Raw genomic sequence first — 22,249 nt, forward strand, 5'->3', positions numbered from 1 at the left:
AGAAAAGGAGTGAGAAAGGAGTGAAGAGCGTGAAAGGGAGTGAGAAACAAATATAATGTTTGACGTCTTGCTCCCCACGTAACAAAACCGTTACTACACATCTTTAGCTCCGAATAAGCTTAAACAATACAATAATATTCAAAAGATAAACAACAATGAAAAGTAAACATATAATCGTACTCATGGCGATGGCATTGCCAACACTGGGTCTACAGTCATGCCTTGACTATGACAACCCTGGTGATGAGTTCAACTCAACAACCAAGAATGTTGAGAAGGTGACAAGCCGTGGTGACGTGGATAAGATTCCTTTCCGTCAGGCTACAGACGCTGCAGCAGCAGATGAGGCACTCAATGCAATGCAAGACTTGCTCGATGCTGGTGTTGGTGGACAGTTCTCTATGCGTGGTGGTAAGAATGGTGAGAACCCTGGTCCACACGCTTATCAGTATCAGTATTCTCTCGGTGTTGACAACTATGCTGAGTACACGGTTGTTCCTCATACCTTCTTCCAGTATTCAAAGATTCGTTTGGCATCGTCATATGCTATCGACCAGAAGTGCTATGGTGGTGCATGGGGTTCATTCACAGAGATGAAAACCTCACTTGTACCTATCTTGAATAATGAGAAGGTAAATGCTGTTCCAGAGTTGAAGGCAGCTTATTTGACCCTCTTCAACCAGCAGGCTGTTGAGGTAGCTGACGTTTATGGTCCTATGCCTTACCGTGAGTTGAAGACTAACTTGCAGGTAGGTCCTTATACTTATAACAAGGTTGAGGATGTCTACAACGATGCTGTTGCCAACCTCGACACAGCCATTGCTTGTTTCCACTACTTCGATCAGAAGCCAGCTGCCTACAAGCAGAAGATTAAGAGTGCGTTTGTTGATCGTTTCGTAGTCATGACCGATGGTGGTGCTGCTGATGGAACGTTGAAGGCATGGGCACGTTATGCCAACTCATTGAAGTTGCGTATCGCTATGCACATGGTAAAGAGCGACCCTGTTCGTGCACAGAAATTGGCTGAAGAGGCTGTTGCTGATGGCGTTATTGAGAACGAGGCACAGAGCGTTTCTATCCGTCCAGGTGTGATGGGCTTTAGTAATCCATTGCCAGGCGTTGAGAATTGGGGTGATGCTCGTATGAGTGCAACAATGGAAATCACATTGAAGACCTTCAATCACCCTTGGTTGAAATATCTCTTTAAGAAGAACGATAACGTTATTAAGAACAATAAGACAGGCGAGACAACACCTGCTAACAGCCGTATCTGTGGTATCCGTACCGGTACACATCCAGGTGAAGGTCAGGGATATGATGAGAACCAGTACATCGCATTCAGTAAACTGAACGAGCAGTACTTCAACTCTGCACCACTTTATTTGATGAAGTATGCTGAGGTTTGCTTCCTCCGTGCAGAGGGTGCACTCCGTGGTTGGAACATGGGTGGTTCGGCTCAGCACTTCTATGAGGAGGGTATTCGTCATGGAAACTGTGAGGATCCTGAGATGAAGTCTATGGACGGTGAGAGTCCTAACGGACAGCAGAATGTAAACTGGTATGACTCTTGGATTGACACTTACATGGCACAGGAGAACCCAGTAGCTTATGTTTATAAGGATCCAACTGGTGACACACCAGACGCTGCTTCACCAATCCATGTTGGTGTAAAGTGGAACGACAGCGACTCACAAGAGACAAAGCTCGAGAAGATTATCACTCAGAAGTACCTCGCTACTTATCCTAATGGCTTCGAGGCATGGGTTGACCTCCGTCGTACAGGCTTCCCACGTATGTTGCCTGTATTGAACATCGATGAGGCTGATGGTAGTTTAGTTCCTGGTGATATCATGCGTCGTCTGCCATTCCCTGGTACAAGCGACATCGCAACAAAGCAGGATGTTGACAACACTGGTATTCCAGCGTTGGGCGGTCCAGACAAGATGGCAACTCGTCTCTTCTGGGACAAGACCACTTCAAACTTCTAATTGAAACTCTGAATTGAAACAATAGCCCAGTAGGGTGGCATAAACGTCATTCTACTGGGATTTAAATCTATCAAGTATTAATTACAAAACCTAAATCATATGAATAAAAAAACTACTCTTAGTGCATGGATCATCGCAGCTATGATGGCTATGGGTCCTGCCAGTGTGACTGCACAAACATATTCTTCAACAGCTTCTACACAGGTGTTCGACCTGTCAAAGTTGGGCGATCAGACCCTTCTTGAGCATTTTGCACAACTCCTTGATAACGGCAAGAAATATCCTACTGATGCCGACCTTACCGCATGGGGCATCAAAGACGAGGTAGAGTTTATCCGCTCACACGTCAGAAAGCGTGCTATTGAGTCACGTGCTGACCGTCTCCTCCAAGATACTTACGAGAATCGTAACCTCTTTATGAATATCCCTGGTGGTGCTGGAAAGAACCTCGGTGGCTATCCTTCAAAGACATTCGCTAACGATAACTTCTCAATGTGGAACTATACCAACCTGTTTGGTGCCTGGAACTACGGACTTTTCCAAGCACCAGGTTCATGGGCTGATGCTGCTCACCGCAATGGTACAAGCATCTTCGCTGGTATTAAGTTCTTCGATCATACAACGGGTGGAGCTGCTAACAGTTGGGCAGGCTTCATCATGACACGCAATACAGATGGTAGTTTCCGTTATACACACCCTATCATTAACTGCATGCGCTTCCTTGGTTTCGATGGTATCAACTATAACTGGGAAAGCACTAACAAGTATCAAGATGCAGATAACATAGCCTTCCATAAGGAACTTTACAAGATTGCGAAGTCTGAAGGTTTTAACGACTTCAAGATTATGTATTATACGACGAGCTCAAGTCTGACACCATATAGCTCAAGATATATGTGGGGTCAAGATAAGGACAATCGTATCTGTGAGGTGATGTTGAATTATGACAACAGTGACTTCAGTTGGAACATGGGCAGTTCTGTAAAAGAGGCAGAACGCACTATGGGCTCAGCCGATGGTTTATACGCTGGTGTATGGATTGTAAGCATGGACAGACGATGGAATAGTCTTAACAACCAAGATGCTAAGCGTTGTGGTATTTGTCTGTGGGGTGAGCATGCAGAGAGTCGTTTCTGGAGTTATAACACTGGTGGCGACGCTATGTCTCGTATGTCTAACTATCAGGAGTATCTTGAACGTGCTTTCTCTGGTGGCAACCGTAATCCTTTGTATCGTCCAGAGATTAGCAATAGGGGTAATAATGTTGAGGCACAGGGTACCACACCTCCTTTGGCACGTTTTGCTGGTCTTGCTTCTTGGATTCCAGAGCGCACAGCTATCTCAGGCAACCTTCCTTTCGCTACCCACTTCAACACAGGTAATGGCGAACGTTATAACTATAAGGGTAAGAAGACTGCAGGGTCATGGTATAACATGAGTAGCCAAGATGTCGTGCCTACTTATCGTTGGATGGTTGTTAAGCCAGAGACTGAAGTAGCCAGCACTGACGTACAGCCTTCATTCACTAATGAGGACGCTTACACAGGTGGTGCAGCACTTCGCTTGAAGGGTGTCAACAATGCAACTGCTACAGACGTTGTTCTCTTCAAGACTAACCTCACTCCTTCTAAGGGTAAGGTAGTTGCTAAGGTAGCTATCAAGACTGGCAAAGAAGGCAATAACGACTCAAAACTTTCTCTCATCGTACGTGTGAATGGTGCTTGGAAGGCTTATGCTTTGGGTAACACCGAGAACGCAAACTGGACAGAGAAGAAGGTTGAGTTGAATGATATCACAGCTGGTCAGAAGATTGAGCGTATCGGTCTGCGTGTGAAAGATTCAGATGCTGACTATAATGTACTTGTTGGTAAGCTCGAACTCAACGACGACGTGACAGCAACACCTGCTAATGTGAAGGATTTGACCGTTCAGGTGAAGGAAGAAACAAAGAATTCTCTTTCTGTTAAGGCGGTATGGGGAATTGATAAGGACCCAGGTCAGAATCCAACCGTTTATAACGATGAGGCAAATATCGACCACTTCGAGATTCTCTATAAGAACGGTGAGAATGGTAAGGTGTCTGAGGTAGGACGTACATCACAGTGGGCTACACTCGTTCCTAACATCCAGTTCACAAGTGTTGACGACAAACCTTTCATCGGTGTTCGCTCAGTAAGTACTGACCTTAAGACTTACTCAAAGACACAGTGGATTGCTGTCCCACGTGCTCAGCAGTCTGAACTCCCAGAGGCACAGGAAGAGGGCTACGGAACAGTTGAACTCGACAATGCTGCTGCTGGTGCTGACGTAGCGAAGAGAATTCGTTATGTTAAGAAGTTCCAGACAGAGGGCGGTTCTAAGAATATCGATTACACTGCTGAGGGTCCTGCAGGTAACGAGACCAACTATGTGGATGCTACGAGTCAAGAACTCGAAGTAGCACAGGGTGCGACTGTGAAAGTGAAGATTCAGGGTTACGAAGCAACTCAGGGCAGAGACCAGAGCAATGACGACCTCCGCTATTGTATGGGTAAGGCTTGGATGGACTTCAATGGCGACAAGCAGTTCAATCCAGAGAACCTCTCAACCAATCCAAATGAAGGTGAGTGCGTTGTCTTCTTCGGTCAAGTTCGTAAGGGTGTTCCTGCACAGGTACAACAGCTTAATGAATATGAGTTTACTGTTCCTACAGATGCTAAGCCAGGTCAGAGCCGTCTCCGCCTTGTCTTCTGTGACGCATGGTTCCAGGGCGGTTTGACACCAACTGGTAAGTTCAATAAGGGCTTCGCTATCGACTTCAAGGTGACTATCACTGGTTCTAATGCTGCTCGTGGTGCTAAGGCTGACACCCATGATAAGGGTGTTGCTGACGAGCCAGAGTTGCTCGAGGGTGGTTCTACTAACATCATATCTGCTAACGTAGGTGGTGCTTCACAGCTTACTGTTGTTAGTGGTAAGGTAGTATTCGAGAATGTTGAACGTGCATGGGTATTCTCTACTGACGGTCAGACTGTAAAGAGCTTGGTTAATCCAAAGTCTTTCAATACAAATGAGTTGCCAGCAGGTGTTTACCTCGTTAAGATGCAGAACAACAATGTTATCCGTACACAAAAGATTACGATTAAGTAATAGGTGATATAAAATGAGGTTATCTGACTTGATTCTATCGAGTCGGGTAGCCTTGTTTTGTTTGGTAGGTAAGCTTTCTGATAATAAGTATGTCCGATAAAACGTGGCTTTTGTTAGCGTAGTGCAACCCTCGTCTTATGAACAGTGGAATGTTCCTTCAGCATCTTTTTTAATGGTGCGGAGCATCCGCACAAGTGGTGTTAAGCCTTCGCACACGATGTGTTAAGCATGAATACGACGATTGGAAATGAGAGACGTGAGGCACAGTTGACACCTATAAAGCTATCGAAAGACAGGTAAAGTCTACTAAGCGGTACCAACGAAGGATACAGTTCTCGGGCAACGTCTGTTCTCCTAACGAGTGGAGGCAGATCTAAACGGTAATAAGATTTATAATTATTCAATAACATTAAAACCCAAATCAATTATGAGAAGAATTAATTTACTTCTTTTTGGTTGCTGCCTAATTCCATCAACCTTGATGGCACAGGAACTTAAGAGCAACTACATTCAGTGGGGCTTTGAGTCTCAGGAGTTTCCTTCAAGATTGAGAAATTGGTCTAAATCAAATCCAAGGATTAATGATGACGACAATTTCTTCATCTCTCGTGTAAAACCAAAGGTGCGTTTCCGCAACCCTGACACACAGGTAAGAACGGACATTACAGCGGAGAATGACAAACGTCTGATAGCTTGGCTGCCATGGAACGTGCCAAGTAAGAACGCTCTTCCTGATGGTGTCTTCGATTCTGAGGTGTTCTCAATGTGGCCATACGTTACACACTGGGGCGACTGGAATTGTGGCTTAGGTCGTATTCCTGCAGCACTGTTGGACGTAGCACATAAGAATGGTGTGCCTGTAACATCGGTTGCTGGTATTCCTTTTGGTAATTTAGATGGTGGCTGGAGGTCTGCTTTAGAGACCCTCTCAAAAGTTGAGATTGACAAGGCTGCTGCCTACATGAATTACTATGGTTATGACGGTTTTGGTTATAACTCAGAGTACACAGAGATTTATACTCGTGGTAGAGTGACGAAAGCAATTAAGGATTTCCATGTTAATCTGAATAAAGCAATGAAGTCGCTTAACCCTATTTTCGAGAATGTCTGGTATGATGGTACACAAGAGAATGGTAATCGTTACTTTGATCAAGGATTGACAGATAATAACAAGAATGTGTTTGGTGAAGGGGGAAGTGAGGCGGCTTCATTGTTCTTCAACTATAACTGGAATCGTACATGGTTGTTAAGTCAGTCTGTAGAGAAGGCTAAAGAAATCCATCGTGACCCATTGTATCTCTATGCAGGTATCAATATGCAAGGTGGTGAACCACACTCAACTCCTCGTTGGACATTGTTGAAAAACTATCCAATCTCTATCGGTCTTTGGGGTGCTCACTCTCAGAATATGTTCTTTGAGAGCCGTGGTGAGAAGGGAAGTGACCCTGAAACCAAGCAGCGTACCTATATGTTGCGTACAGAGCGTTGGTTCTCAAGCGGTTCACGTAACCCTGTTAACAACCTTGAGATTGATAATAGCTTGAATTACAATGCTGATAACTTTGACTTTGCAGGTATGTCTTCCATGATGACGGCACGTAGTTCCATGTCATGGAATCTAACCGAAGAACCATTCATCAGCTATTTCAACTTGGGTAATGGTAAGTTCTTCAACTATGATGGTGAGCGTAAGAACGACCGTCCATGGGCTAACGTAGGTGTTCAAGACTACTTGCCTACATGGCGTTGGTGGTTTGCTAAGAAGTTGTTAGGTCGTCAGCCTATTGATGTCCCAGATGATGGAACAGGTTTGGATGCCGAGTTTGTATGGGATGATGCGTATCTTGGTGGTTCTACAGTACGAATCTTTGGTAACACTCCTAAGGAGTATCTCCACCTCTTCAAGACTGACTTTGAGTTGAAGGCAGGCGATAAGATCACTTTCCGTTATAAGGTGAAGTCTGGTAAGTCAGATGCTTCTTTGGTCCTTCTAACAAAGGATAATGTAAATGCCGAGAATGATTATAAGGTATTGAATGCTTCTAATGAAACAGACGAAGATAAGTGGGTAGAGAAGACCTTCACGGTTGATGGTAACTTAGCAAATAAGCACCTTGCACTCGTTGCATTGAAGATGGAGAATGCAAATAACCTTAATCTCTATCTTGGCGAGTTCTCTATTGTACGTGGAACATTCGAGAAACCAGAAATGCCACAGGTTGTATCTACAGCTTTGTTACACTCTGCACAGAATGGTGTTGATGGTAAGATTATCTTCAACATGCCTAATGATAAGAGACCGGGTGAGCCTTGCTACAATACTGATGTGAAGACTTCTCTCTTCAAACTCTGGGCACAACAGGGTAATGAAAAGCCAATCTTGATGGGTGTAACAACCTCTTGGGCAGGTATGTACTACTCTGTTCCAGTTAATCTTGAGGGTGAGGGCACTATTAAATTTGGTGTTTCTGCCGTATCTCTTGATATGAAGAAAGAGAGCGACATAGCATGGGGCACAGAGCAACATAATATCTTTAATCGATACGATTACAGCGATGAAATCAAGGCAGACAAATCTATCATCAAGCCTAATGAGGAATTTACTATTGCTTATGTAGACCCACGCCATGAAGTAGGAGACTGGAAGATTGAGCATAATGGTGTAGTTGTTAAAAGCAGCGATCAATCTAAGAAGATCCATGTTGATGGTTTAAGTGCTACAGGTTTCTATGATCTTGTACTTACAGGCAAGGTGAATCAAAATGGTCTTCGCACCGATAAGGAAGTAAGATACTCTAACTACATTCAGATTACTTCTGAAGCTGTTGGTGCCGTTCCTCATATCAATAAGCTCACAGCTAACAACAGCGAGACAGATATCGAGGTTGTTCCTAACAGCGAGGTAACAATGCAGTATGTAGGTAAGAAGGCTGACGGTTCTGGTTCAAGAGGTATCAAGACACTTGAGAAGCCTGTAGGCGTTAAGGTCTCTGAACTTGGCTTGACGAATAACAATCAGCCTTGGTCACTCGCTTTCTGGGTGAAATTCAATAGCTTCTCTGGTGGTACTCAGATAATTGATATGCGTAGTCCGGGTATTGCCTGGCCACAGAACAACTGGGGTACAATGTGGTCTACATACGATCCTAACACTGGTATCTATGAGTTGACACTCCGTGCTAAGAACGGCGGTGGCTCTCCAGAGTACAAGCAGCGTTGGAAGGTTGACTTTGTTCCAGGTGCATGGACACACTTCACATTGGCTATGGACGGTAATGGTACTAATACCAAACCTATGCTTTACATTAATGGTAAACAGGCTGAAGCTACAACTTGGAGCTATGGTACCGATGGTACAGGTCTCTGTCCTCAAAGATTTGTTAATAATGGCTGGTGGGATTCTAACATCCTTGGCATTAGTCTTGGTCGTCATCAAACAGCTGCTATGAATGCAACCATTGATGATGTTAAGTTCTATGACAAGTATCTCTCTGAAGCTGAGGCTACGAAGTCAATGATGTCAACAGACCGCAATGAAGAAGGGTTGAAGGCTTATTGGGACTTTGAGGAAAATGCTGATGGTGACTATTACTTTACAAGTAAGGTGGGTAATGCTAAGTTAGCTCATGGTGAATTACGTGCAGGACAGGGAGAAGGCGTATCTGCACTCGTACCAGACGCTCCAACTTACGATGCTGGTAGTCCATTCGTATCTGGTAACTTCCAAGTAAAGACTACAGCAGAGTGGACAGCTAAGAAGGCTACTATCGTTTCACAGAATGGTACTGATATGGCTGGTACAGCGAAGTTGAAGTATGCTAAGGCAGGTGACTATGAGGTTACATTGACCTTGAAGAATGCACATGGTTCTGACACTCGTACCTTCCAGGTAATCAAGGTGAAGGCTGATCCAACAGGTATCAACGGCACTGAGGCTGCTGACATGAAGGTTTACGCTATCGATCGTGATGTCCTCTTCGACGTTGAGACACCAGGTAACTACCTCGTTCAGGTATTCTCTACCAATGGTCAGATGGTAGCAAGTAAGGCTGTTTCTGTCAATGGTGCAGAGTCTGTACGTCTCCATCTTGGTGCTCAGGGCGTTTACGTTGTGAATGTCAAGAAGGACGGTAAGACCCTCCGTACAGTTAAGTTTATCTGTAAGTAAATAATTCTTTAAGTGCTGGAAGGAGCTAATCTCCTTCTGGCACTTTTTGTTTTATCCTTTTATCTATTAAGAACATTTAATCTTTAAACCCGAAAGCATAGCTAAATAGCATAATTGCTAAACAGAGACAAACCTTATATAGTTATATGCTTATAGCTGTATAAACCTAAAATTATTTATAAACTAAACATTTATTATTCATGAAAAGGATTACTTTATTTGCATCCTTGGCATTGGCAAGCTGCCTCACTGTGAGTGCACAGCGTACGCCAACACACCCATTGGACATCCAGGATGCTAAGTTTGAGAACCTGCCAAACTACCTTGAAGCGTGGTTGAAAGGCGAGATGAAGCAGCCACAGGGCGTCAGCGAGATTGACGACCAGTTCTTTATCTCACGTGTTCGCCCACTCGAGCGTATTAAGGACGGTGACTATCAGGTGCGCCAAGGCGTGAAGCGCGATCGTAAGATGTGTCTGTGGACACCGCTTGACGACCCTACCGCTCAGTGGAAGGCGCTCCCTCGTTATTGCTTTGAGGGCGATAACTTTAGTTTGTGGTCATACATTGACATCCACGGAAACTGGACTTCACCTTGGATTCGTTCTACCGCAGGTCTGACTGACGTTGCTCATAAGAACGGTGTTACCGTGGGCTGTGTGATGTCTATTCCTTACGGCAATACGGTTTACCCAAGTCGTTGGAGCTATGACAACTATGGTCGAATTTTATACCAGCTTACTCAGAAGAAGAACGATAAGTTCGTCTATGCAGAGCCATTGGTTCGTATGATGAAGTTTTATGGTATCAATGGTATTGGTTTTAACTCTGAGTTCCATACCAGTGCGTCTTCTATGACTTTATTAAGCGACTTCTTTGTGGCATGTCATAAGGAAGCAGAGAAACTCAACTGGAAGTTTGAAGTACATTGGTATGATGGTACTGGAGATGATGGTCGTATTCACTTTGATGGTGGTTTGGGCAATCACAACAAGAAGATCTTCGGTAACAAGGACAATATTGCTACCGATATGCTTTTCGCTAACTACAACTGGGGACCAAGTCATCTGAGAGGTTCTGTAAGTACAGCACAGAGTTTGGGTCGTAGCAGCTTCGATTATTATGCAGGCTTTGATATTCAAGGTCGTGGTTTGCGCCAGCCAAGTTGGAGCGCATTGTTAGACAATGATATCTCAATCGGTTTCTGGGGCGCTCATAAGCAGAGCCTTATCCACCAGAGTGCTACCGACAATGGTACATCTGATATTGCTATTCAGAAGACTTATCTGAAGAAGCAGGAGCTTATGTTTAGTGGTGGATATAACAATCCAGGTCTGTTACCAGCCATCAATACGGATTGTAATTTGGCAAATGCAAGCTTAAAGAGCTTCCATGGTCTTGCTACCTTCCTCACAGCGAAGTCTACTATCCAGCAGGTTCCATTCGTTTCACGCTTTAACCTTGGTAATGGTTTGAGCTTCCGCAAGGATGGTAAGGTTACCTTCAATCACAAGTGGTACAACCTCAATACGCAGGATTATATGCCAACATGGCGTTGGTGGATAACTGACGGTGCTGATCAGGTAAACACAGGGAATATCAATAGTCTTGCAAAGGCAGAACTTACCTTCGATGATGCTTACTGGGGTGGCTCATGTTTGGCTATCTCTGGGCAGACAGCATTCTCACGTGTGAAACTCTTTAAGACAATGCTTGAGGTAAAGCCAGACTATGAGTTCTCTGTTACCTATAAGACTATCGCAGACAAGGACACACATGCTAAGTTCTTTGTAGCCCTGAAGGACCACGTCACCGAGTATAAAGAGGTGGCATTGCCTGCTGTTGAGGCTGTAGGCGAGTGGAAGACTTTCAGCGTAAAGGCTTCAGACTTAGGTTTGGCTGCAGATGATAAGGTAGCGATGATGGGTCTTGTTGTTGAGAATACTCCTGCCAACTATGAGTTGCGTGTTGGTGAGATGGCGCTCCGCGACAATGCAAAAGACTTCGCTACTGTGGCTCCAACGATCAAGAAGGTTGAGATTCTCCGTGGTCGTTACAACGCTTGTGACTTCAAGATGCAGTATGCTTCTAAGGAAGAATCAGGATGGGATAAGACTTATAACGATGAGGTAGGTACATGGTATTATGAAATCTATTTCCAGCAGAAAGACCAGCCACAGCAGTTGCTTACCGCTACAACCTCTTGGGCTGCCTATGTAGTTGATGCTCCAATGGTATCAGGTGCCGACAAGCGCGACTGCCGTTTCGGTGTACGTGCCGTATCTCCTGATGGTAAGAAGGGTTCTGACATTGTTTGGTCAGAGTATAAGAAGGTTGAATACAACCAGCCATTGAGCGATGTCGTTGCTGACCGTCCTGTTATCAAGCCAAACGAAGAGTTCACACTCAAGTATCTTGATGACATGGTTCCTGCTGCTCAGTCATGGAAGTTGAAGAATGCAGTTACTGGTGCTGTTGTTGCTCAGGGCGAAAGCGGTACAAGTGCTAAGTTTACTGTTGCAACAGAGGGTACATACGACCTCGTTGTTATGGATAGCAACGGTAAGGAAAGCGTTATTCGTGGTAAGGTAAAGGTTACTCCAGAGGCTACAGGTGCTGTTCCTCAGATTACTGATATCACTGCTGACAAGACAACAGAGAAGGTAGGTCAGAACGTAACTTACACTTACGAGGGTCGTCTCGGTGAGGGTAAGGCGTCACGTGGTCTTGAGATTACCGACCCTAAGATGTTCCGCATCCCTGGTGATGTTCAGCAGGGTAAGTCTTATTCATATGCTCTCTGGTTCAAGGCAGACAAGTTCAGCCACGATAGTCAGGGTACAAACCTTATCAATAAGAACTCTATCCATGACAAGTGGCCACATAACAACTGGGGTGACCTTTGGGTAACTATTCGTCCAGAGTGGCAGGGTCATAGAACGAAGCATGAAGCGAATGAGATTTCGTTCAACACAATGGGTTGGACAGCTCACGATAATCCTTACGAGGAAGTGATGTCTACTGGTTACAATGTTACTCCTGGTGTATGGAACCATATCGTTGTAACACAGGATGATGGAAATATGCAGAAGATCTACTTCAATGGTCGTAAGGTGGCTGACCATAGCTTCACTGAGTCTAAGCGTCGTGAGGATGTAGTACGTACCGACGGACGTATTGATATCAGTCAGGTAGCTGACATCTTCATCGGTGGTGGTGGTGTTTACAAGAGTGGCTTCAATGGTGTCATTGATGAGGTGCAGGTTTGGAACAGACCACTTACAGATGATGAGGTATTGCAGGCGATGAAGGGCTACAAGGAAGGCGAAGTTCCTGCTGACTTGAAGGCTTACTTCACCTTTGAGGAGGTTGATGGATTGAAGTTTAAGAACCTCGGTACTGCTGGTAGAAACTATGACGGTTCTGTTGTCGTTGTTGCTGGTAGTGGTGGCGAGAACACCTCTGGTGCTTCTTATGTCGACCAAAAGCCTAACAACGATGTATTAGGCTTCCCTGGTGTTGTCGGTACATACGAGATTAAGACAGTTCCTACTTGGACTTTGGGCGATGGTGTTATCTCTTCATCTACTGATAAGACCGCTGTTGTTACCTATGCTGCTCCTGGTAAGAAGAATGTAACCCTGAAGCTGAAGAACGGTTGGGGCGAGGCTGAGAAGACTGTAGAGGAGATTGTTGAGATTACCTCTGAGGCTAACGCTATCGATGCAGTCGATGCTCAACTTGGCTTCTCTGTTTATCCTAACCCATTCGTTGAGAGCGTAAATCTGCGCTTTGCTGACAATGGTCGCTACACAATCAACGTACTCGGTACTACTGGCGCACTCCTCCAGAGCAATAGCTTTGAGGCTGCACAGGGTCAGGTCGTCAACGTAGCTATCACTGGCGCAAAGGGCATGTACCTCGTTCAGGTGCTTAAGAATGGTAAGGTTTACAAGACCGTGAAGGTGATTAAGAGGTAAAACAGCCTCACCCCCGTCCCCTCTCCGAAAGGAGAGGGGCGTAATTACCAAGATACCCCTATTGGTTAGGGAAAGGCTTTCTATCACTCCTAAGAAAATATAGTAAGGGGTGAATACTTGACATATCCAAGTAAATATAAGTAATTTCCTCACTCCTAAAAAATATAGTAGGGGTAAATTCTTGACATATCCAAGTAAATATAAATAATTTCCTCACTCCTAAACAAATTTGTTGAGGGCAAGTATTTTATAATTCCCAAGCAAATTGTATCCAGCACTCCCCCTCTCTGTAGGAGAGGGGGTTGGGGGGTGAGGTTTTTTTTTCTTTTTATTATTATGACCACACTCCCACAATCATCCTACAAGACTACCACATGGAAAGGTGGTGTTACACGTCAGATTTTTATTTCACCTGCTGATGGCGACTTGTCAGCACGGCAATTTGATGTGCGTATCTCGTCGGCTATTATCGATGATGTACAGAGCGATTTCTCTGATTTTTCGGGCTTCACGCGTTATATACTGCCCTTGGAAGGAGAGATAACGCTGATCAAAGAGGGACGACGTATCGCTTTGTCGCACACTGCTTTGTATGAGTTTGAGGGTGACGAGAAAGTTAGTTCGGAGAATACGCAGGGGGCTGTAGACTTTAATATCATCGTGCGACATGGCATTCGTGTCGAAGTGGGGATAATGGAGGATATAGCGTTCACGGACAATCGTCGAACGATTGTTTTTGCCCTCGAAGATTGTTGCATCGAAGGGAAGACTGTTCGCAAACACGATACGGCACTCCTTGACGAGCCTTTCAGCCTAAAAGGGAAAGCCGTCATTGCTCGATTTATGTAATAACGGATGGTCAGCATTGTTTGTTCTGACCATCCGTTTTGTAAATATAAATTCCTACTTCAAAAAATAAAGACGCTTAATAGCGATTGAATTAAGGCTCTTTTGGCTTGCAAAAGATGCCCTTTAAGCCTCTTACTAACGCCCTTTTAGACCCTTATTAAGCACCTTTTGAACTATACATCCACAACTGTCTGATAACAAAAAACTTACGAAGGTACTGAAACCATGATATTTTAACCCTATTTCCCACGCTCTACTAAACCAAAAAGTAAAAGAAATTCAAACATGGACTACGAATTTTTATCCTTTGTACTTTGAGATTTGAACCTTTTATCCTTTGAACTTTGAGGTTTGAACATTGAACTTTATGATATGAACTACGAATTTCTCGAATGACACGAATTATTTAGTAATAAGGATTCGCGTAATTAGCGAAATTCGTAGTGCTTTATTGGGAGTTGACGAGTGGACTGGTTTATGAGTTGACAAGTTATTTGCAGCAATAAACCACAGTTAACATCGGTAATCATAATTATGGATTATGAATTCTGAATTGTGAATTATGAATTATAGTATTAATTTATATTAAATCTTAATAGACTAATGCAATAAAATAAGTAGATGTATTCCTAAATTTGTTATCTTTGTAGCTAACATAAAAGCATAGTCTATGATAAAAAATATATTTACTCCTTTTCTTTTCACATTACTGCTCTCTGTAGGCTTCACCGCTCCGGTGCAGGCACGTGCAGCGATTGATTTGATTGACTTAGACGTTCAGACTATTTCAATCTCGGTTGTTGGTAACGTGTTGCATGTGGTTGGTGCTGAGAACGAACAGTTGGCAATCTATAATGTGACGGGTGTACGCGTGATGAGCGTGAAGGTTGACGGTGACGATAAGCACTATACGCTCAACCTCCCGAAGGGATGCTACATCGTCAAGGTGGGTAATGTAGTTCGCAAGGTATCAATTCGTTAAGGGGCTGTTAAGCACTTGACAATCAAAACCTTTTCTTGAAGAGTAGTGACTCCCCTCGATGAAGCTGAAGTGATTCGCCAGTTGGCGAGTCCCGAAGGAAGACAGAAGGTTTTCCCCATGATTGTTGACCAGTACAGCCAATCGCTGTATTGGAAGATTCGTAGTATAGTCCTTACACATGAGGATACTGACGACGTATTGCAAAACACGTTTCTCAAAGCATGGAAGAGTCTTCCGACCTTTCAAGGGAAAGCTAAATTGTCCACTTGGCTCTATCGCATAGCTATCAACGAGTCGCTCGATTTCCTTCGTCATCAAAAGACAGCAGCACTCTCCAGTGCTGATGCCGACCTCTCTGTAGCCAATCGCTTATTAGCAGACGACTACTTCGATGGCGATAAGAGTCAGGCAATGTTGCAGGAAGCCATTGCAACCTTGCCCGATGTGCAGCGCACGGTGTTCACACTTCGTTATTATGACGAGATGAAATACTCCGAGATAAGCGAGATATTAGGTACAAGCGAGGGTTCGCTGAAAGCCTCTTATCATATTGCTGTACAGAAGATTACTGACTACGTGAAGCGGTATGAATAATATTTTACCTTGATAATTAAACCATTCAGCCTTTCTGCAGTCTAAGTTATATCAAAGAAAAAACTTTATGGAATCAACGAATCACTTACAAAAGGAATACGGCACGCAACGGCCTTTCACAGTTCCAGAGAATTACTTCTCTGAATTGTCTTCCCGTGTGATGGCTCAGATACCAACTGAAGAGCAGAAAGAGGCGGTGGTGGAAGTAAAACCACGTCGTGCGATGGTGCATTATCTCCGCCCATTGGCAGCAGCAGCGATGACAATCGGGGTTGTGTTGGTAGGCTTCCTTGCTTATTATGAGTTTGATGGTGGGCAAGGGAAACATGCTTTGCCAAGCAGTCATTTGGCGCAGGGAGTGCACGAGGCATCGGCTTCATCAGAAGATGATTTCGATCAGGCAGCCGATTACTTCATGATAGACGAGTCGGATATGTATGCTTATCTGACAAGTGAAGAATAATAGAGGAGAAGGAAGTATGAAACACAAAAGAATAATCTTGTTGCTCTGTATCTTCTTCAGTGTGTCTTTGCTGCATGCACAGGGGAAGTTTGATTTTAACAGAATCAAGGCAGAGTCGCATAACTTCATTACTAAAGAGGCAGGACTGAGTGGGCAAGAGGCAGCACGACTCTTCCCTGTCTTTGATGAGATGCGAAGTAAACAGCGTGGCTATTTCGATAAGTTACGTGCTATTTATAGTGCAAAGCCGTCGTCAGAACGCGAGGCAATTAAGACGATTGAACAGGCTGACGCCTATGAAATACAATTAAAACAGATAGAACAGCGTTATCATAAGGAAATGCTAAAGGTGCTTCCTGCCACAAAGTTGCTGCGCGTGTTAGAGGCTGAACGCCGCTTCCACCGCCAGATGTTTAGGAAGATGGCAGGGAGGAGGTGATAAAAGCCTCACCCCCCAACCCCCTCTCCGAAGGGAGAGGGGGAGTGCTGGAAACGGTTTGCTTGGGGAATAATTAAAAGCTTAAGCCTAACTAATTTGCTTGGGAAATGATGAAAATCCTGATTCTAATTAATTAGCTTGGGAAAGCTTAACAGTCATTCCCAAACCTACAAGGGGTATCACGCATACTACTCCCCTCCCTATGGGGGAGGGGAAGGGGGAGGGGCCGCTTTTGTTGGTTTGCATATAACTAAATTATAATAATGAAACAACTTCATTCTCTATTGAGATTATTGATTGCCGCAGTGCTTTTCATTGGAGCGGGTAATGTCGTGTATGGACAAGTCCCAGCTAAGAAACGAGAGTTCCGCGGTGCGTGGATTCAGTGTGTGAACGGACAGTTCCAAGGTATTGGTACAGAGGAGATGCAGCGTACGTTGCGTTATCAGTTAGACGAACTGCAGCGAGATGGTGTGAATGCTATCATCTTTCAGGTGCGTGCAGAGTGTGATGCGCTCTATCCAAGTAAGTATGAGCCATGGAGTAAGTTCCTTACAGGGCGTCAGGGTACACCTCCTTCGCCTTATTGGGACCCATTGCAATGGATGATCACAGAGTGTCACGACCGTGGTATGGAACTTCATGCGTGGATTAATCCTTATCGTGCAAAGACAAAGAATACCACACAGTTGGCAACGAATCATGTAGCAGTAACCAACCCAAATCGTGTTTTCTCATACGATGGACTTTACATCCTCAATCCTGCTCTACCAGAGAATCGCAACTATATCTGTGCAGTCGTTGACGATATCGTGAGCCGATATGATATTGATGGCTTGCATATTGATGACTATTTCTATCCTTATCCTGTTGCAGGACAGACCATTCCAGACCAGGCTTACTTCCAACGTGACAGACGTGGTTTCACCAATATCAACGATTGGAGACGTAATAATGTAGACCTTTTCATCAAGCAGTTGGGTGAGTCTATCCATCGTCGTAAGCCTTGGGTGAAGTTTGGCGTGTCTCCTTTTGGTATCTATCGAAATCAGAAGAACGACCCAAAGAATGGTAGTCGTACAAATGGTTTGCAGAACTATGACGACCTCTATGCCGACGTTCTTAAGTGGGTGAACAATGGTTGGATAGACTATTGTGTGCCACAGCTTTACTGGGAGATAGGCAATCGTGCAGCTGATTATAAGGAACTCATCGGATGGTGGAACCGCTATGCAGGCAATCGTCCGTTGTATATTGGTGAGGATGTACTTCGTACGGTGAAGTATGCTGATCCACAGAATCCTAACTCAAATCAGCTTCCTGCGAAACGTCGTCTGCATCAGCAGTGTCAGAACGTTAATGGAACGGTGTTATGGTATGCTAAGTCGGTTGTTGATAACCCAGGCAACTATGGTACACTCCTTCGCACAAACTACTGGCGTTATCCAGCTTTGCAGCCTTTGATGCCATTCATTGACGATGAGGCTCCATCGAAACCAAAGAAGGTGAAGGCAAGACAGGAGAGTGATGGCTACTATTATCTGACATGGAAGGCTCCACGAGGAGAGGGCTGGAAGGATGCTCCTTATCGTTATATCGTTTATCGTTTCTATGCCGGTGAGCCAATTAATCTCGATGATCCTTCAAAGATTGTGGGAATGCCTTACGGCAATAAGCTACGTCTTAATTATAAAGACGGCAGTACAAAATACGTCTATGTCGTTACTGCACTTGACCGAATGAGTAACGAGAGTCATGGAAAAAAGAAAAAAGTGAAGCTTTAGGCTTCACTTTTTTATATCTTCCTTTAAGATAAGGTGGCATGGAGTCAATGTTTTTACAAAATTATGCATAAAAAAGTCTTGAGACCAGAGATGGTTTAGTAGGGAAATATGGGGAAATAGGTACACAAAATGCGAATCATAAAAAGTCCTTCCAACCTTTGAAATGATAGGTATTCCCAAATAAGAAAGATACTATTACAGATACTAAAAGATTTGTTTTATTTAAGTGCTGTCACTTTTAACATTTCGTATATATTGCTGTAATATAACAAGTTAAGTGCCTACAATAAGTGATAGGAATGACAGAAAATTAAGTTTATGAATCGTTCGGTAAAATGAAATCGGTTAATTGATATAGATACTTTTTGCTGATAATATATAAACATATTTTGATCAATAGTTATATTACACTTTATCTGTTTGAAAGTGTCTATGCTTTTATGATTATTGTTCATCTTATTATTTAAATTATAGTTAATTAGGCTTAAGCGGTTGTTTATAAGTGAAAAAAATGCTATCTTTGCACCGCAAAAGATATAAAGTTATTTTAGAATAGTGCAAAAAAATGTGAAAAATAGCGGAAATATATTAGGATATATTGGTGTCCGATAAAACTTTTTTTTGGTTATCTGTGTTAGATAAAATAGACTTAAACTTATGATTTCATTAATTTATTTGGTTATTATAGGGCTTTCCTTGTCAAAATAGCACATTTTATAATGCTTACAGTTTAAAACTGAAAACCAAGCCCATGGATAAGTAAAACGGCTGCAACACCGATGGATAAAGAGATACAGAGCTTTCAGTTTATTTTTACCGGACAGCAATAATTAGGATACACGCGCTGACTTTTACACGCACTATATATAGTAGATTAAAGTTTTACGCAAAATGTTTAGGTGTTGTATCATCGATATAAAGTTTATCTGATTGGTTCATCATCTTAAAATATGGATGCAGAAGTTCGTGAGATACTCTCTGTAATTCTGATAATAAATCGTTGGTATAGATTAATCACTTTATTAGAAGAATATATAAACATAGAAAAATGAAGAAGAAAGTTTATGAAAAGCCGCTTGCTGAAATTGTGGTTTTTAATTCCGATGAGGTAATGCAGTTACCCGGCGCATCACAGATTGATAATGATGGAGATGGTATCCCTGAACAGAAAGGTCAGGGTAATGACCGTATTATCCCTGGAGATCCTGATGGAGGTATTGGTGCTAAGCCAAGTGCGCCATGGGAGAGTAGTAGTCATAGTATTTGGGAAGATTAATTATTAGTTTAAACTGAAGTAAATTTAAAAAGAATAGTAAATATGGCAAGACATTTTACACTTAAAACAATAGCCTTGTTCTCATTAGGCTTATTTTCCCATATAGGTGCAATGGCACAGGGGCAGAATGCAAACCACGTATGGAATGGTAATCCACTCAACAATATAGTTAATAAAACCGATGATATGGGTACGGTTTATCTCTATAATGTTGGTACGGGTAAGTATCTAAATACGGGAAGCTACTGGGGAACAGTGGTGATTGGCTTTAACGTCGGAATGACAACTCATGTTCAAACTACATCGACGACAGGTGTTTATACAATGACAGGTCCGCTGGAAACAACGGAAGGAAAGTATATTGCTTTTGGACGTCAGATGGATACTCCTGGATACGATAATTTTATCAACTATAACCGAGTATACGTTGACCGAGGAGTAGACTTCACAGATCATTATACTAATACCAAGCATAAGAATGGTATTTTGAATTGGAAGATAGAGAAAACAGGCGATGGTAGTAATACTTACTATATCCATTGCACCAATGACGAGACCCGTGCAGATATGGGAGGCGAAATCTATCTTTCAATGGCACATACAGGAACAGGAAAAACGTATGAAGTAACATATCCTCGTAATACTCCTGACGGCAATTACAGCAAATGGAAGTTCGTTACAAAGAAAGACTTGAAAGATGACTTTAAAGATACATATGCCTCAGATGAAGAACCTTCAGATGCAACATTCCTTATCTATGATCAGAACTTTGAGCGTGGTAATATCTATGTAGAACATTGGAAAGAAAGTGATGGTTTGAAATCGGCATACGCAAAGAAGAATGGACAAGAAATAAAGTATATTTTTGATCCATCTTCGTCAAATTACACTTACTATGTAGGAAATGGTGCTATATCAAGTAACTACTATATGGCACAGTATGCTGGCTACACCACGGCAAATGTACGTAATGTGGGCAATAATGCTAATGCAAACGGAAAAATTATCCAGTCTGTCCAAACCATAAAGAAAGGTTGGTATAAAGTAACTTGTAATGGTTTCTATAACAGGGGTAATGGAAGCAATATGGTCTCAAAGTTGTTTGCAAGGGTACAAGGTACCAATACCACTATTTCTAACGTAAGCACAGAGTTGAATAAATTCAACAAAGAGTTCAGCTATACTAAGGCTGATATGCTAAAGGTTTATGATGGTGCAAATCTTCCTACAGGTTCAGATCCTTTGATAAGTCCATACGTTAATGCTGGTATGCAGTTTGAAATGGGCAAGTATAACAATACGGTTCTGGTCTATGTTCCAAACAATAATTCTACATTGGATATTGGTATAGAAATAAGCAATTCTACGGACGAACTTGACTGGACTTGTTGGGATAACGTTCAGTTACAGTACTGTGGTAGTAACGATCTTGTTTTGGATGAAGGACAAGAGAATGTTCGCTATATCCAACTGCAGGTTAATCCTTCCACTTCTGGTACTCTTATTCTGAAGCGTACAATGAAGACTGATACTTGGAGTTCTGTCATGCTCCCTGTAAATCTTACAGCTGGTCAGGTGAAGACCGCCTTTGGTGAGAATGTAAAACTTTCACATCATCCTAAGCAGCATAACACGGTAAAAACACGAATTGAATTCAAGAGTGTTGACCTTAGCAATGATGACGATGTTGCTATAAAGGCAAACGAACTTTACCTTATAAAGCCAACGAAAGTACCTACTGGTTTTAACCAGGAAGATCCATATGAGAAGCAACTGAAAGATGGCTCGAAGATAAAGGTGAAGGCTCCTTACTACGTTATCAACAGTGTATCGTTAAAAACAGACCCTTCTACATTGGGTAACTATACTAATGGAGTAATTAAGGAGAGTGCTACGACATCTACAACAGCAGATGAGAAGTTGCAGTTCTGCGGTTCAGTTATCAATCAGACTGGTAACGTTGTTCCTGCAAACTCTTATGCTTTAGGTTCAAATGATGGTAAGTGGTACTTTACGCAGAATGCTCTTCCTGTTAAAGGATTCCGTTGCTGGATTGCAACAGGTTCTGAGGCGTATGCAAAGACTATTCGATTCTTCATTGATGGTATTGAAGAGGACATGGTTACTGGTATTGACAACGTTGTTGTAGAGAATAGCAATAATGAGGTGATGGGTACCGTTTACAACCTCAACGGACAAGTGGTTCGTGCTGGGGCTACCTCATTAGAGGGACTCCCTAAGGGTATATACATTGTAAACAACAAGAAGTACATTGTAAAGTAATACTTTTCAAGCATAAGTAACTATCAATAAATATTTTACCACAGTTTGGCATCTCTTTGCTGGACTGTGGTAAAATTGTTTTTATGGCTATCCAATAAACATAACCTCCAATCGGTTATTAGAGTCTTTACTGATTTTGCTTTATTTCTTTCTTCTGTTAAATGTGTAGATTGGAGATAAGATATATATTTGCAGGTGTATGATAATCCAGTATCAAATGGCTTACAGAAAGGATAAACTATAAAATAAGAAGTGCTAAAAAGGCAAATAGTTATGATGTTTATCTATGACCATGTCTTTCTGCCTACTACAAA

Annotated in this window: 12 protein-coding genes; all 12 read left to right on the plus strand. The window is 42.9% G+C overall.

All coding sequences use genetic code 11. From position 1 onward, the window contains the following. Positions 1-155: 155 nt before the first annotated feature. The 12 genes from FIU21_RS03855 (at position 156) to FIU21_RS03910 (ending at position 21,935) form a co-directional block, all read left to right on the plus strand. Positions 156-1,988, plus strand: coding sequence for a SusD/RagB family nutrient-binding outer membrane lipoprotein (locus tag FIU21_RS03855; RefSeq protein ID WP_036886458.1), 1,833 nt, complete (start codon positions 156-158; stop codon positions 1,986-1,988). Between the two features lie 99 nt (positions 1,989-2,087). After that, positions 2,088-5,117 carry a GEVED domain-containing protein gene (locus FIU21_RS03860; protein WP_004360551.1) on the plus strand — a complete coding sequence of 1,010 codons (3,030 nt, stop codon included), beginning with the start codon at positions 2,088-2,090 and terminating at the stop codon, positions 5,115-5,117. Positions 5,118-5,544: 427 nt separating this feature from the next. Then, complete coding sequence (locus FIU21_RS03865) at positions 5,545-9,285, plus strand: endo-beta-N-acetylglucosaminidase (RefSeq protein WP_036886461.1); 3,741 nt, start codon at positions 5,545-5,547, stop codon at positions 9,283-9,285. 200 nt (positions 9,286-9,485) lie between these two features. After that, entirely contained in the window at positions 9,486-13,265 is a 3,780-nt protein-coding gene (locus FIU21_RS03870; RefSeq protein ID WP_004360555.1) for an endo-beta-N-acetylglucosaminidase, read from the plus strand. Between the two features lie 336 nt (positions 13,266-13,601). Beyond that, positions 13,602-14,114, plus strand: a complete 513-nt coding sequence (locus FIU21_RS03875) for a HutD family protein (RefSeq protein ID WP_004360557.1) — start codon at positions 13,602-13,604, stop codon at positions 14,112-14,114. Positions 14,115-14,784: 670 nt separating this feature from the next. Further along, complete coding sequence (locus FIU21_RS03880) at positions 14,785-15,096, plus strand: T9SS type A sorting domain-containing protein (protein WP_004360559.1); 312 nt, start codon at positions 14,785-14,787, stop codon at positions 15,094-15,096. A gap of 45 nt (positions 15,097-15,141) precedes the next feature. Beyond that, the gene (locus tag FIU21_RS03885) at positions 15,142-15,690 is read left to right on the plus strand and encodes an RNA polymerase sigma factor (RefSeq protein ID WP_004360561.1); all 549 of its coding nucleotides are present in this window, start codon (positions 15,142-15,144) and stop codon (positions 15,688-15,690) included. A gap of 67 nt (positions 15,691-15,757) precedes the next feature. Continuing rightward, the gene (locus tag FIU21_RS03890; protein WP_004360563.1) at positions 15,758-16,153 is read left to right on the plus strand and encodes a hypothetical protein; all 396 of its coding nucleotides are present in this window, start codon (positions 15,758-15,760) and stop codon (positions 16,151-16,153) included. A gap of 16 nt (positions 16,154-16,169) precedes the next feature. After that, positions 16,170-16,592, plus strand: a complete 423-nt coding sequence (locus FIU21_RS03895) for a hypothetical protein (RefSeq protein ID WP_036886464.1) — start codon at positions 16,170-16,172, stop codon at positions 16,590-16,592. Positions 16,593-16,855: 263 nt separating this feature from the next. Further along, entirely contained in the window at positions 16,856-18,376 is a 1,521-nt protein-coding gene (locus tag FIU21_RS03900) for a glycoside hydrolase family 10-like protein (RefSeq protein ID WP_036886467.1), read from the plus strand. Between the two features lie 1,048 nt (positions 18,377-19,424). Then, positions 19,425-19,652 carry a hypothetical protein gene (locus FIU21_RS03905; RefSeq protein ID WP_004360569.1) on the plus strand — a complete coding sequence of 76 codons (228 nt, stop codon included), beginning with the start codon at positions 19,425-19,427 and terminating at the stop codon, positions 19,650-19,652. Between the two features lie 42 nt (positions 19,653-19,694). Continuing rightward, a complete protein-coding gene (locus FIU21_RS03910) occupies positions 19,695-21,935 on the plus strand; it encodes a hypothetical protein (protein WP_004360570.1) in 2,241 nt (746 codons plus the stop codon). Positions 21,936-22,249: the final 314 nt, after the last annotated feature.

Source organism: Prevotella melaninogenica (genome assembly GCF_013267595.1).
In the GTDB taxonomy this organism is placed as follows: domain Bacteria; phylum Bacteroidota; class Bacteroidia; order Bacteroidales; family Bacteroidaceae; genus Prevotella; species Prevotella melaninogenica_D.